The sequence below is a fragment of the Bordetella bronchialis genome (genome assembly GCF_001676705.1).
GTDB classification, from domain to species: Bacteria; Pseudomonadota; Gammaproteobacteria; order Burkholderiales; family Burkholderiaceae_B; genus Bordetella_C; species Bordetella_C bronchialis.
Window position 1 is genome coordinate 1,599,356 of the sequence record NZ_CP016170.1, and the last position, 14,231, is coordinate 1,613,586.

The 14,231-nt window shown below is 67.7% G+C and carries 14 protein-coding genes; 9 read left to right on the forward strand and 5 right to left on the reverse strand.

Going from position 1 to position 14,231, the window contains the following annotated elements:
• Window positions 1–7 precede the first annotated feature (7 nt).
• Window positions 8–859: a mechanosensitive ion channel family protein gene (locus BAU06_RS07105; protein ID WP_066346214.1), complete on the forward strand. Its 852-nt coding sequence runs from the start codon at window positions 8–10 to the stop codon at window positions 857–859.
• A gap of 15 nt (window positions 860–874) precedes the next feature.
• Here the strand turns inward: BAU06_RS07105 and BAU06_RS07110 are convergent, their stop codons facing one another.
• Window positions 875–1,630, reverse strand: coding sequence for an IclR family transcriptional regulator (locus BAU06_RS07110; protein ID WP_066346215.1), 756 nt, complete (start codon window positions 1,628–1,630; stop codon window positions 875–877).
• Window positions 1,631–1,833: 203 nt separating this feature from the next.
• Here BAU06_RS07110 and BAU06_RS07115 point away from each other — a divergent pair, with 203 nt between their 5' ends.
• Complete coding sequence (locus BAU06_RS07115) at window positions 1,834–2,820, forward strand: tripartite tricarboxylate transporter substrate binding protein (RefSeq protein ID WP_066346216.1); 987 nt, start codon at window positions 1,834–1,836, stop codon at window positions 2,818–2,820.
• A gap of 20 nt (window positions 2,821–2,840) precedes the next feature.
• Here BAU06_RS07115 and BAU06_RS07120 read toward each other — a convergent pair whose 3' ends face one another.
• Window positions 2,841–3,656, reverse strand: coding sequence for an RNA methyltransferase (locus BAU06_RS07120; RefSeq protein WP_156770174.1), 816 nt, complete (start codon window positions 3,654–3,656; stop codon window positions 2,841–2,843).
• Between the two features lie 79 nt (window positions 3,657–3,735).
• On the opposite strand from BAU06_RS07120, the gene BAU06_RS07125 reads away from it, so the two are divergent.
• The 3 genes from BAU06_RS07125 to BAU06_RS07135 all read left to right on the forward strand — a co-directional run bounded on the left by BAU06_RS07125 (window position 3,736) and on the right by BAU06_RS07135 (window position 7,443).
• The gene (locus BAU06_RS07125) at window positions 3,736–4,518 is read left to right on the forward strand and encodes an inositol monophosphatase family protein (protein WP_066346217.1); all 783 of its coding nucleotides are present in this window, start codon (window positions 3,736–3,738) and stop codon (window positions 4,516–4,518) included.
• 452 nt (window positions 4,519–4,970) lie between these two features.
• A complete protein-coding gene (locus BAU06_RS07130; protein ID WP_066346220.1) occupies window positions 4,971–6,560 on the forward strand; it encodes a TerC family protein in 1,590 nt (529 codons plus the stop codon).
• A gap of 16 nt (window positions 6,561–6,576) precedes the next feature.
• Window positions 6,577–7,443 carry an undecaprenyl-diphosphate phosphatase gene (locus BAU06_RS07135; protein ID WP_066346221.1) on the forward strand — a complete coding sequence of 289 codons (867 nt, stop codon included), beginning with the start codon at window positions 6,577–6,579 and terminating at the stop codon, window positions 7,441–7,443.
• A 13-nt stretch (window positions 7,444–7,456) separates the two neighbouring features.
• On the opposite strand, the gene BAU06_RS07140 is transcribed toward BAU06_RS07135, so the two are convergent.
• The 3 genes from BAU06_RS07140 to BAU06_RS07150 form a co-directional block, all read right to left on the reverse strand.
• On the reverse strand, window positions 7,457–8,227 hold the full coding sequence (locus tag BAU06_RS07140) for a UDP-2,3-diacylglucosamine diphosphatase (RefSeq protein WP_066346224.1): 771 nt from the start codon (window positions 8,225–8,227) through the stop codon (window positions 7,457–7,459).
• Entirely contained in the window at window positions 8,220–8,729 is a 510-nt protein-coding gene (locus BAU06_RS07145; RefSeq protein ID WP_066358352.1) for a peptidylprolyl isomerase, read from the reverse strand. The genes BAU06_RS07140 and BAU06_RS07145 overlap by 8 nt, the downstream gene beginning before the upstream one ends.
• 134 nt (window positions 8,730–8,863) lie before the next feature.
• Window positions 8,864–9,559 (reverse strand): tetratricopeptide repeat protein, encoded by a 696-nt coding sequence (locus BAU06_RS07150; RefSeq protein ID WP_066346225.1) that lies wholly within the window; start codon window positions 9,557–9,559, stop codon window positions 8,864–8,866.
• A 258-nt stretch (window positions 9,560–9,817) separates the two neighbouring features.
• Between BAU06_RS07150 and cysS the strand changes: the two genes are divergently transcribed.
• From cysS to tilS, 4 genes are all read left to right on the forward strand, one after another.
• Entirely contained in the window at window positions 9,818–11,266 is a 1,449-nt protein-coding gene (gene cysS, locus BAU06_RS07155) for a cysteine--tRNA ligase (RefSeq protein ID WP_066346228.1), read from the forward strand.
• A gap of 23 nt (window positions 11,267–11,289) precedes the next feature.
• Window positions 11,290–11,928, forward strand: coding sequence for a DNA-3-methyladenine glycosylase family protein (locus BAU06_RS07160; RefSeq protein ID WP_066358354.1), 639 nt, complete (start codon window positions 11,290–11,292; stop codon window positions 11,926–11,928).
• 43 nt (window positions 11,929–11,971) lie between these two features.
• On the forward strand, window positions 11,972–12,937 hold the full coding sequence (locus tag BAU06_RS07165; RefSeq protein WP_066358356.1) for an acetyl-CoA carboxylase carboxyltransferase subunit alpha: 966 nt from the start codon (window positions 11,972–11,974) through the stop codon (window positions 12,935–12,937).
• 108 nt (window positions 12,938–13,045) lie between these two features.
• Window positions 13,046–14,044 (forward strand): tRNA lysidine(34) synthetase TilS, encoded by a 999-nt coding sequence (tilS, locus tag BAU06_RS07170; protein ID WP_082993844.1) that lies wholly within the window; start codon window positions 13,046–13,048, stop codon window positions 14,042–14,044.
• Window positions 14,045–14,231: the final 187 nt, after the last annotated feature.

The window sequence follows — 14,231 nt, forward strand, 5'->3', positions numbered from 1 at the left end:
GTGATGCATGCAGCTCGATCTGAACGGCTTCGCCGCGATGATACCCACCGCGGTCGATATCGGCCTGAACCTGCTCTGGGGCGTGGTGATACTGGGCTTGGGCTGGTGGGCGGCCGGCTTGCTGGGACGCTGGGTACGCCGGCTGGCGCAGCGCTCCGACCGGATAGACCGCACCATCGTTCCCATGTTCTGCACCACCGTGGTCTGGGCGGTGCGGATCTTTACCCTTATCGCCGTGCTGGCGCAGTTCGGCGTCCAGACGGCCAGCATCATCGCCGTACTGGGCGCCGCCGGCCTGGCGGTGGGCCTGGCTCTGCAAGGCACGCTGCAGAACATCGCGGCCGGCATCATGCTGCTGATGCTGCGTCCCATCCGCGCCGGCGAATACATCGCGCTCAGCTCCGGCAGCGAGGGCACCGTGGAGGAAGTCGGCCTGTTCCTGACGCGGCTGGTGCAGGGCGACGGCATCCATGTGACCCTGCCCAACAGCACCATCTGGAACGCCACCATCACCAACTACAGCCGCAACGCCACGCGCCGTTTCGACATGGCGGTGGGCATACGCTACGGCGACGATCTGGACCTGGCCATCGCCACGCTGCGTGAGACGGTCAACGCGCATCCGCTGGCGCTGCAGTCGCCGGCGCCGGACGTACGGGTATTCGAATACCGGGACAACGTGGTCATCGTCAACGTACGGGTGTGGGCGGAATCCGCGCGGTATTGGGAGTTCCGCTGGGACCTGTTGCACAAGGCCCGCCTGGCCCTGGATGCCGCCGGCCTGCGCCCGCCCGTGCCGGTGCGCGAGGTCACGTACGCCAGCGCCGGGCAGGATCCCGCGCTGGCGCGGAAACCCTGACTTTCGTCTGGGCAGTCAAGCCGGCAGGCGCGCCAGTTCGGCCTTGATCCAGCCGGCGATCTCGCGCTGCCGCTGCGCCGGCATGCGGTCGATGATGGCCGTCACGCTGATCGCCAACACCGGTCGCCCCTGATCGTCCAGCAAGGCGCATCCCACGCCCAGGGCGCCGCGCACCGCGTGGTTGCCGACCACGGAGTAGCCGCGCGACCGGGTGTTCTCCACCAGGCGCAGCATTTGGTGCGGGGTCATGCCGCCGTATTCGTCCAGGCTGGCGGCGTTGCGCTCGACGATGCCGCGGGCTTCGTCATCGGGCAGGGCGGCCAGCAGCGCCATACCGCCGGAGCCGACGCCCAGGGGCTGCCGCTTGCCGGCATAGGTCGCCAGGATCTGCACGGGATAGCCGCCGATTTCGCGGTGCAGGCTGACCGACTCGTCGCCCTCTCGCACCACCAGGAATACCGCGTCGCCGGTACGCTGGGCCAGCCGCCGCAGCGCCGGCAGGGTCTGGCGCAACCGCGGATCCGCGTCCGCTATTCCCGTTTCCGGCGTCAATTGCGCCCGGTAGCGCTTGGTCCCCGCCACGGGCAGGGCAAGCCCGGCTTCCATCAGGGCCGCCATCAGGCGATAAATGGTGGGACGCTGGATGCCGGTATGGCGCGCCAGGTCCGTCACGCAAAGTCCTTCCGGGCCGTGGTCCCGCAGGGCGGCCAGTACTTGCAGGCCGCGGCGCAGCGTGCGCGGGCCGGCGGTGTGGTTCGAAGCGTCTTCCATGGGGCGTGGGTCGCGCCGCGGGCGGCTAGGACCAGGGCACGGTCAAAAGTCAAAAATGTTCGCGTGGCGGACGAATTCGAGGATGGTTGTTGCTACATGTTGCCGTATTGCGGACAATCCGGCGGCAAAAAGCATTTTAAGCGTCCATGGTCCGGACGCCATACTTTAAACGTCCATCACATGGACATATGGGAGTGAGACAGATGAGTCACAAGCTTGACCTGTTCCGCCGCGCCGCCGCCACGCTGGCGGGCGCCACCGCGCTGTTCGCCGCTGCAGCGCCCGCGTACGCCGCCTATCCGGACAAGCCGGTACGCGTCGTCGTCGGATTCAGCGCCGGCGGCACCACCGACGTGATCGCGCGCATCATGTCCAAGGAGCTGACCGAATCGCTGGGCCAGTCCTTTGTCGTCGAGAACAAGCCCGGCGCCGGCAGCAATATCGGCACCGAGTACGTGGCGCGCTCCGCGCCGGACGGCTACACGCTGTATTTCGTCGCCGTCACCAGCGCCATCAACCAGACCCTGTACACCAAGCTCAATTTCGACCTGGTGAAGGACTTCGCCCCGGTGGCGCTTGCCGCCAAGGTGCCCAACGTGCTGGTGGTCAACCCGCAGGTGCCCGTCAAGTCCGTCAAGGAGCTCGTGGACTACGCCAAGGCGCATCCCGGCAAGCTGGCCTTCGCCTCGTCGGGCAGCGGGACCTCCATCCATATGGCGGGCGAGCTGTTCAAGCTGAAGGCCGGCGTCGATGTCCTGCATGTCCCGTACAAGGGTAGCGCCCCGGCCCTGACCGACCTGATCGGCGGACAGGTGCAGTTCATGTTCGACAACATGCCTTCGTCGTGGCCCCACGTGCAGTCGGGCAAGCTGCGCGCGCTGGCGGTCACCACCAAGGAGCGCTCGCCCACGGCGCCCGATCTGCCCACCATGGCGGAATCCGGCTTTCCCGGCTTCGACGTGTCGTCGTGGTTCGGCCTGATCGCGCCCAAGGGCACGCCGCCGGAAGTGATCAAGACCTTGAATGCGGCCATGGTCAAGGCGCTGGACAAGCCGGAGGTCAAGGACGCCTTCGACAAGCTGGGCGCCGTTCCGTCCAAGACCACGCCGGAGCAGTTCGGCGAATTCATCCAGTCGGAAGTCGCCACCTGGGCCACGGTGGTGAAGGCCTCGGGCGCGCGCGTCGACTGATGCGCCGCCGGCGGGCCCGGTCAGGGCTCGCCTTCTTCCGCTCGCGCCCGCCGCGCCGTGGCCAGCATCGCGGTACACACGCCGCGCAGCATATCGACTTCGTCGCGCGTCAGGGCGCTGCGGCTGAACAGATGCCGCATCCGCGGCATCAGCTTTTTGGGATGCCGCGGGTCCAGGAATTTCACCGCCACCAGGGCTTCTTCCCAGTGGGCCAGCAGCGCCTGCACCGCTTCCACCGGCGCCGGCGCGGCGCCGGGATCGGGCGTTTGCGCCGTCGTGGCCGGCAGCAGGCTGCCGCCCTGCGCCGAGATCAGCGCATAACGCAGTTCCCAGGCCGCCAACTGCAGCGCCTGGGCCACGTTCAGCGAGCTGTATTCCGGATTGGCGGGAATGTGGCAGATGCGATGGCAGGCAGCGATCTGGGCGTTGGTCAGCCCGGCGCGCTCCGTGCCCAGCACGACGGCCACGTCGCCGGTTCCGGCCTGCGCCAGGTGGTCGCGAGCCAGTTGCGCCGCCTGGCGGATATCGCAGGGCGGCGGCCCCAGGTCGCGCACCCGGGCCGTCAGCGCGAAGGCCAGCGTCACCGGGGCCAGGGCCGATTCCAGCGTATCGTGCACCGCCGCGCGGGCCAGGACGTCGCCAGCGCCGCTGGCCAGGGCGACGGCTTCCGGCTGCGCCGCCATGTCCGGCAGGCGCGGCGCGACCAGCGCCAGCTCGGAAAAACCCATGGTCTTGATGGCCCGCGCGGCGGAGCCCACGTTGCCCGGATGGCTGGGCTCGACCATGATGAAACGTACCCGCGGGTAGGCCTGCTGGGGCGTTGAAGCCTGAGTCATTTAAAATGCCATGTTTGGCGCAGCGGAACCGCCGTCCGGCAGGTTACCGACCGCGCATTAGCGAATCGTACGGAATTCTATGCACCCGATGCTCAACATCGCCATCAAGGCGGCCCGGCGTGCCGGCACCATTATCAACCGTGCCAGCCTCGACCTGGAAAGACTGAACGTGGCCAAAAAAGGGCCGCGGGATTATGTCACGGAAGTCGACCAGGCCGCCGAGACGGCCATCGTGGAGGCCCTGCGCACCGCGTACCCGGACCACGCCGTCATGGGCGAGGAATACGGCCTGCAGGGCGACGAGCAGGCGGAATTCCGCTGGATCATCGATCCCTTGGACGGCACGACCAACTTCATCCACGGCCTGCCCAACTATGCGGTATCCATCGCCCTGCTGCAGCGGGGCGTGGCGACGCAGGCGGTGATCTACGATCCCTCGCGCAACGAGATGTTCACCGCCAGCCGCGGCGGCGGCGCTTTCCTGAACGACCGGCGCGTGCGGGTTTCCGGCCGCACCCGCTACCACGAAGCGCTGCTGGGCGCGCACTGGCCGGGCTCGGCCGGGCCGGACCAGGGCGGCGGCAAGTTCAAGCAAATGGCGCAGAACAGTGCCGGCGTGCGCCGCATGGGCGCCACGGTACTGGACCTGGCTTATGTCGCCTGCGGCCGCCTGGACGGCTTCTGCGGCGTGTCGCTCAAGCCCTGGGACATGGCGGCCGGCAGCCTGCTGGTGCTGGAGGCGGGCGGCCTGGTGGCCGACTTCACCGGCGAACAGGGATGGCTGGAGTCGGGCAACGTGCTGGCGGCCAGCCCCAAGATCTTCACGCAGATGCTCGGCATCCTGCAGGGCAGCGCCAGCTAGGCGGCCAACAGGAAACCTGCGGGGAAACCGCGCTGGGCTGTAAAACAAGCGCGGCATGGCGGCGGTGGCCGGCCATGCCGTCGTGTCTTTGCGCGGCTGCGGCGGGCAGCATCGCGACCGCGCCGGGTGGATGAACTGCCTCCTGCTCCCGGCAAGCGGCTTGCTTGGCGGGGTGGTCAGACCCGTCGAACCTGGCTTTCGCGCGCGCGGGGCCAACTTGTGGGTAGGCCGGGGGAGAGGGGGCCGCGGGCGCTCGGACAGGGCATCGATCGGGTCTGTGGACGTATTTCAACGCCGTCCCCGCGAACGCGCCATCCGCCACACGGACTAAGACTTGCCTGCCCGCACAGGCCCGGGTTTACGGGGCCTGGCAGGCTCTTCAACCTTTGCGTGACCGGCGTGTCATGGCGTTTCCGGGTACGATTACCGGTCCTTCACTGCTGGAGTTGCCAATGGAGTGGCTGCTGGACCCCGCTGCCTGGGTCGGCTTGCTTACCCTCGTCATCCTGGAAATCGTCCTCGGGATAGACAACCTTATCTTCATCGCCATTCTGGCGGACAAACTGCCGCCTGCCCAACGGGACCGGGCCCGCATATTCGGCCTGTCCCTCGCGCTGATCATGCGCCTGGTGCTGCTGTCGGTCATGTCCTGGCTGGTCACGCTCACCGAGCCTTTGTTCTCCATCGGTCCGCTGCATCCTTCGGCGCGCGATCTCATATTGCTGGCGGGGGGCTTTTTCCTGCTCTTCAAGGGCACGATGGAATTGCACGAGCGGCTGGAAGGCGTCACGCGCGAAGGCACGGGCCCGCGCGTCTACGCCAGCTTCTGGGTCATCGTCACGCAGATCGTCGTGCTGGACGCGGTGTTCTCGCTGGATTCCATCATCACCGCCGTCGGCATGGTCGATCACCTGGCCATCATGATGATGGCCGTGATCATCGCCATCGGCATCATGCTGGTGGCGTCCAAGCCGCTGACGCGCTTCGTCAATGCGCACCCCACGGTGGTGGTGCTGTGCCTGGGCTTCCTGCTGATGATCGGCTTTTCGCTGGTGGCGGAATCGTTCGGCTTCAAGGTGCCGAAGGGCTACCTGTACGCGGCCATCGGTTTCTCGGTGCTGATCGAGGCCCTGAACCAGGTGGCGCGGCGCAACCTGCTCAAGCTGGACGCGCGGCGGCCGATGCGCGAGCGCACGGCCGAGGGCGTGCTGCGCATGCTGGGCAAGCGCCCGCCGCAACCGGTCATGGACGAGCCGGAAGCCGACGAATCGCAGGATGCCGCCGAGCCGCCCGCTTTCGGCGTGGAAGAGCGCAATATGGTCAGCGGCGTGCTGACGCTGGCCGAGCGCTCCATTCATTCCATCATGACGCCGCGCACCGATATCTCGTGGATCGATATCGACGACGACGCCGCCACCATGCGCGCCCAGATCGAGGCCGCGCCGCACACGTTCTTCCCGGTCTGCCGCGGCAGCCTGGACGAGGTCCTGGGCATCGGACGCGCCAAGGAGATGGTCGCCGATCTCATCACCGAAGGGCGTATCCACCGCGACCGCCTGCGCGATCCCATCATCGTCCATGAGTCCATCGGCATCCTGCGCCTGATGGACACGCTCAAGCGCGCGCGCGGCCAATTGGTCCTGGTGGCCGACGAGTTCGGTGCCATCGAAGGGCTGGTCACCCCCATGGACGTGTTCGAGGCCATCGCCGGGGAATTCCCCGACGAAGACGAAATGCCCGACATCCTCCACGAGGGCGACGGCAAATGGAAGATCGATGGCGCGGCCGACCTGCGCCACGTCGAACAGGTGCTGGAAACCGACGGCCTGGTGGACGAGGCGCAAGACTACGCCACCCTGGCGGGCTACCTGCTGTCCCGCTTCGGCCATTTGCCCCAGCCCGGGGACAGCTGCGAATACGTGGCGCCGCACCAGCGCTACCGGTTCGAGGTGCTGCAATTGGACGGAAGGCGTATCGCGTCCGTGGGTGTGGAGCGCCTACCCTTAGAGCTTTCGCCCACCGACGAAAGCATCCCCTCCTGACTCCGAGCCGCACACTGTGACCGACTACTCCCTGTATCTGATCAAGGCTTTCTTTCTTGGCATCATCGAAGGCCTGACCGAGTTCATTCCGGTATCCAGCACCGGCCATCTCATCCTTATCGGCGACTGGATCAACTTCCAGTCGAGCTCCGCCAAGGTCTTCGAGGTGGTCATCCAGTTCGGATCCATCCTGGCCGTGATGTGGATATTCCGCGGGCGGCTGTGGCAACTGATCCACGGCACCCTCACCGGCGTGCGCAGCGAGATGATGTTCACCCGCAATCTGCTGGTGGCCTTCCTGCCGGCGGCGGTGATCGGCGCGATCTTCATCCACGCCATCAAGAACCTGTTCTACCACCCCGGCGTGGTGGCGGCGACCCTGGTGCTGGGCGGCCTGGTCATGCTGTACGTAGAGCGCCATACGCATCGCACGCGCGGCGCGGCCGCGGGCGCGGGCGGGGACGACAGCGCTTCCAGCGTGCGCGCCACCGCCCACCGGCTGGAGGACATTTCCTGGAAACAGGCCCTGGGCGTGGGCGTGGCGCAATGCGTGGCGATGATCCCCGGCGTATCGCGTTCCGGCTCGACCATCATCGGTGGCATGATCGCCGGCATCCAGCGCAAGACGGCCACGGAATTCTCCTTCTTCCTGGCCATGCCGACCATGCTGGGCGCCGCCGTGTACGACTCCTACCGCAACATGAGCGTGCTGAGCCAGCACGACGTGGTCGGCATCGCCGTGGGCTTCGTCGCGGCCTTCCTGAGCGCGATGGTGGTGGTGCGGGCGGTCCTGCGCTTCGTGGCCAACCACACCTATCGCGTGTTCGCGTGGTACCGCATCGCGCTGGGCATCGTGGTGGCGCTGGTGTTGTTCGCGCGTTGACCGCGCGCCGCGCCTAGGCCAATTCCAGGTCGAAGAACTGCAGGCCGTCGCCGTCGATGGCGAGCCAGCCGCCGCGCGGCGGACGCGCGTGGTCGCAATCCCAGTCGGGCAGCACCCAGCGTTCGCGGCGCTTGCCGGCCACGTCCACGACATGGCGCTGGGGCCGATGGGTATGGCCGTGAACCAGCGTGGTGACGCCGGTATCGCGGAACAGGGCCTCTACCGCGCCCGGGTTCACGTCCATGATCTCGGCTTCCTTGGCCTGCGTGGCCGCCTTGCTTTCGCCGCGTGCCTGTTGGGCAAGGGTCAGGCGCTCGGGGATGGACTTGCCCAGGAATTCCTGCTGCCACGCGGGGTCGCGCACCATGGCGCGGAAGGCCTGGTAGGCCTCGTCATCCAGGCAGAGCTCGTCGCCGTGCGTCAGCAGGATCAGGCCGTAGTCGGTCTGGAGCAGGGCGGGCTCCGGCAGCAGCCGCGCCCCCACCGTCTGGGCCAGTTCCTGGCCCATCAGGAAGTCGCGGTTGCCGCGTCCCAGCCACACCGGTATGGCGGCGGCCGTGCGCTTGAGCGCCTGCAGGACGGTCGCCAGCCAGGGCGGCGCCTGGCGGATGACGTCGTCGCCGATCCAGGCATCGAAGATGTCTCCCGGCAGCAGCAGCGCCGAAGCCTCGGCGGCCGCGGCCTCCAGAAAACCCAGGAAGGCTTCCGACGTGGCCGGCGCGGCCGGGCCCAGATGCATGTCGGAAGCCACCCAGATCGTCCCGGGCAGGCTGATCTTATTCAAGGACTTCGGCCTTTTCGATGACCACGTCCTGCGCGGGCACGTTCTGGTGGAAACCGCTGTTGCCCGTCTTGACGGCCTTGATCTTGTCCACCACGTCCGTGCCTTCCGTCACCTTGCCGAACACGGCATAGCCCCAGCCGTTGGCGGTGGGCGCGGTGAAGTTCAGGAAGTCGTTGTCCGCCACGTTGATGAAGAACTGGGCGGTGGCCGATTGGGGGTCGCTGGTGCGTGCCATGGCGACGGTGTACTTGTCGTTCTTCAGGCCATTGTTGGCCTCGTTTTCCACGGGGGCATGGGTTTGTTTCTGCTTCATGCCGGGCTCGAAGCCGCCGCCCTGGATCATGAAGCCGTCAATGACGCGATGGAAAACGGTGTTGTCGTAGAACCCTTCCTTGACGTAGGTCAGGAAGTTCGCCACCGTCTTGGGCGCCTTGTCGGCGTCCAGGGTGATGACAAAAGCGCCGTAGTTCGTCGTCATCTTGACGCGGGGGGAAGAAGCCATGGAGTGTTTACCTTCGGTAGTGTTGGTGGAGGTCGCGCCGGACGGCGCGGCGCCGGCGGCCGCCGGCAGGATCGCGGCTAGCGCCACGCCGCATGCCGCATAGCGCAGCACGCGCAGTACAGAAGCTGAAAACGTCATTGTCTGGTCGGTTCCTTCAGCAGATTGTCGACGGCGCGGGCCTTGTTGCCGCTGCCCGTAATGCCGAGCTTCGCGGCTTCGCCATAGGATCGCTTGGCCTGGGCCAACTGTACGTCGGCCAGGTTGGCGCGGGCCGCCGGGTAATTCGGGTCGGCCCGCAAGGCGTTGCGCAGGGCCGTCTCGGCCCGGTCGATCTCGCCACGCTTGGCGTAGATCACCGCCATGTTATTCCATGGTTCGGGCAGCTCCGGGTAACGAGACGTCATGTCCTCGTAGATATCCAGGGCTTCCTGCTCGCGTCCGAGCGCGTCCAGCACGCGCGCGTGCTGGAATTCCAGCTGGACGTCCGTGCCGCCGGGGGGCGCCGGATCGCGCGTTTCGGCCAGGCGCTTTTCGATCATGGCCAGCGCTTCCTGGTTGCGGCCCGTGGTGATCAGTTTCTCGATATGGTCCGTGATCTGCGACGGCGTGGGCTGCAGGCGCGTGTCCACGCCCGGCTTGGCGGCTTCCAGCAGGCGCGCCAGCGCATCCCATCCGCCTTCGGGCGGCGGCTCGTCCAGCGTGGTCGCATTGGCATTGCGGCCGGGGCTTGCGGAGCCGCCCGGCATGCCCTGGGCCTGGGCCCCGCCCAAGGGCAGGGCGAGCAGGACGGCCGCCAGCAGGGCGGGAAGAAATCGTGTCTTGATGGTCACAGGGATTTCCGTGTATGCCCGACCCCACGTGGTGGGCGCGCGATCAGGCCGCTTGCTATACTTGACGACCGCCATTTTAGCCTTGGTTCAGTTTCGGGGGCGGGTGTCCTGGTGCCCCCGGGGCTCGGCGCCTGTCCGGGGCCGGTTTCCTGCCCGGATCGCGTCCAGGACCGCCTGGCGGCGCGCCATGGCGCCACGCAGCGCAGGTCGACGGACGCGAGAACGGCGCCCCGATACCGGCTCTTCACTTTCATTTCTATGCTGCACATCTACGATTCCCTATCGCGCACGAAAGTCCCCTTTACGCCGGTCGAAGCCGGGCGGGTGCGCATGTATGTGTGCGGCATGACGGTCTACGATTACTGCCACCTGGGCCATGCCCGGATGCTGGTCGGCTTCGACGTCGTCCAGCGCTGGCTGCGGGCCAGCGGCCTGCAGGTGGATTACGTCCGCAATATCACCGACATCGACGACAAGATCATCCGCCGCGCGGTCCAGACCAACCGCCGCATCGGCGAGGTCACCGCGTTCTTCATCGACGCCATGCACGCGGACGAACGCGCGCTGGGCGTGCAGCCGCCGGACCGCGAACCGCGCGCCACGGCCTATATCGGCGACATGCTGGAAATCATCGGCAGGCTGGAAGGCAACGGCCTGGCCTATCGCGCCGAGGACGGCGACGTCAATTTCGCGGTGCGCGGCTTTCCCGGCTATGGCAAGTTGTCCGGCAAATCGCTGGACGACCTGCGGGCCGGCGAACGCGTGGCGGTCGCCGCGGGCAAGCGCGATCCGCTGGACTTCGTGCTGTGGAAAGCCGCCAAGCCCGAAGAGCCGGACGACACCAAGTGGCAATCGCCCTATGGGCTGGGCCGGCCCGGCTGGCACATCGAATGTTCCGCCATGAGCAAGAGCCTGCTGGGCCTGCCTCTGGACATCCATGGCGGTGGCCCGGACCTGAAATTCCCGCACCACGAGAACGAGATCGCCCAGACGGAAGGCGCTTACGGCGGCGTGCTGGCCAACGTGTGGATGCATTGCGGCCCGCTCATGGTCGACGACGACAAAATGTCGAAGTCGCTGAACAATTTCCGCACCATCCGCCAGACCGTGGCGCAGGGCGCCCTGGACGACAGCAAGGCGGACTACGCCTTCAATCCGCGCGAAGCGGAAATGCTGCGCTTCTTCATCGTGCGCAATCATTACCGCAGCCCGCAGAACTACACGCCGGACAACCTGGACGACGCGCAGAACGCCCTGGACCGCCTGTACCAGTCGCTGGCCAATGTGGCGCCGGACGATGCCGGCGTGGATTGGGACGAGCCCCAGGCGCAGGCCTTCAAGGCCGCGATGGACGACGACTTCAATACCCCCGGCGCCATGGCCGCCTTGTTCCAGCTGGCCACCGAGGCCAACCGCACCGGCAGCGCGCGCACGGCCGGGCAGTTGAAGGGGCTGGCCGCCATCCTGGGGCTGCTGCAGCAGGATCCGCAGGCCTATCTGCGCACTCCGACGCGCTATAAGCTGGGCGCGGCCGCGCCCGCCGCGGCGCTGGACGACCAGGCCATCCAGGACCTGATCGACGCGCGCGCCGCCGCGAAGCGCAATCGCGATTTCACAGAGGCCGACCGCATCCGCGGCGCGCTGCGCGAGGCCGGGATCGAACTCGAAGACAAGCCGGGCGGTGTCACTAATTGGCGTCGGGTTTGAGCCGCATCCAGGAGCCGCCCGTCATGCCGAGCGCCGATACCGCCGTCAGCAAGCCGCACTATTGGGAAGATGCCGTTTCGCATCTGGTGCGCCGCGACCGCATTTTGAAAAAACTCATTCCGCAGCATCCGGAAGTGTGGCTGACGCCGCTGGGCACGCCTTTCGTCACCCTGGCCCGCTCCATCGTCGGCCAGCAGATTTCCGTGCAGTCGGCGGAAGCCGCATGGCAGCGTTTCGTGCAGGCCACCGGCGCGCGGCCGTCGCCCACCGCCGTGTTGCGCGTCGGCGTGGAAGGCCTGCGCGAAGCCGGCCTGTCCAAGCGCAAGGCCGAATACGTGCAGGACCTGGCGCGGCATTTCAGCGAACGCAAGGTCCATCCGGACCGCTGGCCCCTGATGGAAGACGAAGCCGTCATCCAGGAGCTGGTCGCCATCCGCGGCATCAGCCGCTGGACGGCCGAGATGTTCCTGATCTTCAATCTCCAGCGGCCGGACGTCCTGCCGCTGGACGACCTGGGATTGCTGAAGGCGATCTCGCTACACTATTTCAGCGGCGAACCCGTCTCGCGCTTCGAGGCGCGCGAGGTTTCGCTGGCCTGGCAACCCTGGCGTACCGTGGCAACCTGGTATCTGTGGCGCAGCCTGGACCCGATGTCGGTCTGAGCTCGCCGCGATCCGCATGGCCCAACAACGGAACCACACCTACATGCGCAATACCTTCCTGGACTTCGAACAACCGCTGGCCGAGCTCGACAACAAGATCGAACAGCTGCGTTTCGTGCAAGCCGACTCCGCGGTCGACATCTCCGACGAAATCGCGCGCCTGCAGCAGAAAAGCCAGGCCCTGGCCAAGGAGATCTACGGCAAGCTGACGCCATGGCAGACCGCCCAGGTGGCCCGCCATCCCCAGCGTCCGTACACCATGGACTACGTCCGCGAAATCTTCACGGACTTCCACGAACTGCATGGCGACCGCATGTTCGCCGACGACCAGTCCATCATCGGCGGCCTGGCGCGCTTCAACGGCACATCGTGCATGGTGATCGGGCACCAGAAGGGCCGCGACACCAAAGAGCGCGCCATGCGCAACTTCGGCATGCCGCGGCCGGAGGGCTATCGCAAGGCCCTGCGCCTGATGCGCCTGGCGGAAAAATTCGGCATTCCGGTATTCACCTTCGTCGATACCCCGGGCGCCTATCCCGGCATCGGCGCCGAAGAGCGCGGCCAGTCCGAAGCCATCGGCCACAATCTGTACGCCATGGCCGAGCTGCGCGTGCCCATCATCGCCACCGTCATCGGCGAAGGCGGCTCCGGCGGCGCGCTGGCCATCGCCGTCGCCAATGCCGTGCTGATGCTGCAATACGCCACCTATTCCGTCATCTCGCCCGAAGGCTGCGCGTCCATCCTGTGGCGCAGCGCCGACAAGGCGCCCGAGGCCGCCGAAGCGCTGGGCATCACCGCGCCACGCCTGAAGGACCTGGGCCTGGTCGACCGCGTGGTCAACGAGCCCGTCGGCGGCGCCCACCGCGATCCGCGCGTCATGGCGCGCCTGCTGCGGCGGTCGCTGGGCGATACCCTGCGCCAGCTGTCCGGCATGACCGCCGACCAGTTGGTGGAACAACGCCTGCAACGCGTCCTGGCTTACGGCCGCGTCCAGGAAGTGCGCGCCTGATCCTGCCACGGTCCCGCCATGGCGCCCGGCGACGAATCCGATAGCGCTGGCGCCGGCAAACCGGCCGCCGCGGGGGCCGCGGGGGCGCCGCCGTCCGCCGGTTCCTGGATGGACGCCCGCCTGCTCGACCCGCTGCGCGCAACCATGGCGACCGTGCACCAGGCCGCGCTGCCCGCGGCCGTCGCCGTCAGCGGCGGCGCCGATTCCGTCATGCTGGCCGTGCACGCCGCCCAGGTTGCGCGCGAGACCGGCATTCCCCTGCATCTCTTCCACGTGCACCATGGCCTGTTCGAGCAGGCCGACGCGTGGGCCCAGGCCGTGCGCCGGCTAGGCGATACGTTGGGGCTGCCCGTCCATATCCTGCACGTCCAGGTTCCCACCGACGCGGGCACGGGCATCGAGGCGGCCGCCCGCCAGGCGCGCTATGCCGCCCTGGCTGGCGCGGCCGGAGCGCTCGGGGTGCGCCACATCCTGCTGGCCCATCATCGGGATGACCAGGCAGAGACCGTACTCCTGCGCCTGCTGCGCGGTGCCGGGCCGGCGGGCCTGGCGGCCATGTCGCCGCGCACCGAGCGCGACGGGCTGGTCTATCTGCGCCCCTGGCTGGATGTGCCGCGCGACGTCATCCGTGCGGAGGCGGCCGCCTACGCCGCACGGGAAGGGTGGGCGCCCGTGCAGGATCCTTCCAATGCCGACGCGCGCTACACCCGCGCCGCCTTGCGCAACCTTCTGGTGCCGGCGCTGAACGCCCGCTGGCCGGGCTGGCAGGCCATCGTGGCCCGCCACGCACGGCTGGCGGAGGAAGCGGCACAGATCCTGGACGAGGTCGCCAGCCAGGACCTGGCGGCGCTGGAGCCTTCCGAGACCGGCGACAGCTTTTCCCTGGCCCGCTGGCGCCAGTTGTCGCCCCCCCGGCAGGCGCAGGTGCTGCGCTATTGGCTGGGACGGCAGGGCGCCCGCATGCCCACGGAGGCGCGCCTGGCGGAGCTGCTGAAGCAGTTGCGCCAGTTGCACAGCCTGGGGCACGACCGCCAGCTGGTATGGAATCACGCCCGCCATACCGTGCGCTGCGTGCGCGGGCGGGTCAGTGTCGGGCTGCGCGGCTGAACGTGGCAGAGAGTGCACGAGCGGCGTGCGCTCGGCAGCACGGGGCAGCGGGGAGGGGATGAGCCGCCAGCGACGGACAGCCCCTTGCGGGCGCCCCGGCAAAAAGCAGGAAAGCGCCGTGGCAGGGCGGTGGCGGCAATGCGCCGCTCCCGGGCGTCGCCACAGAGGCGGTCCCAGGCCCTGCCCG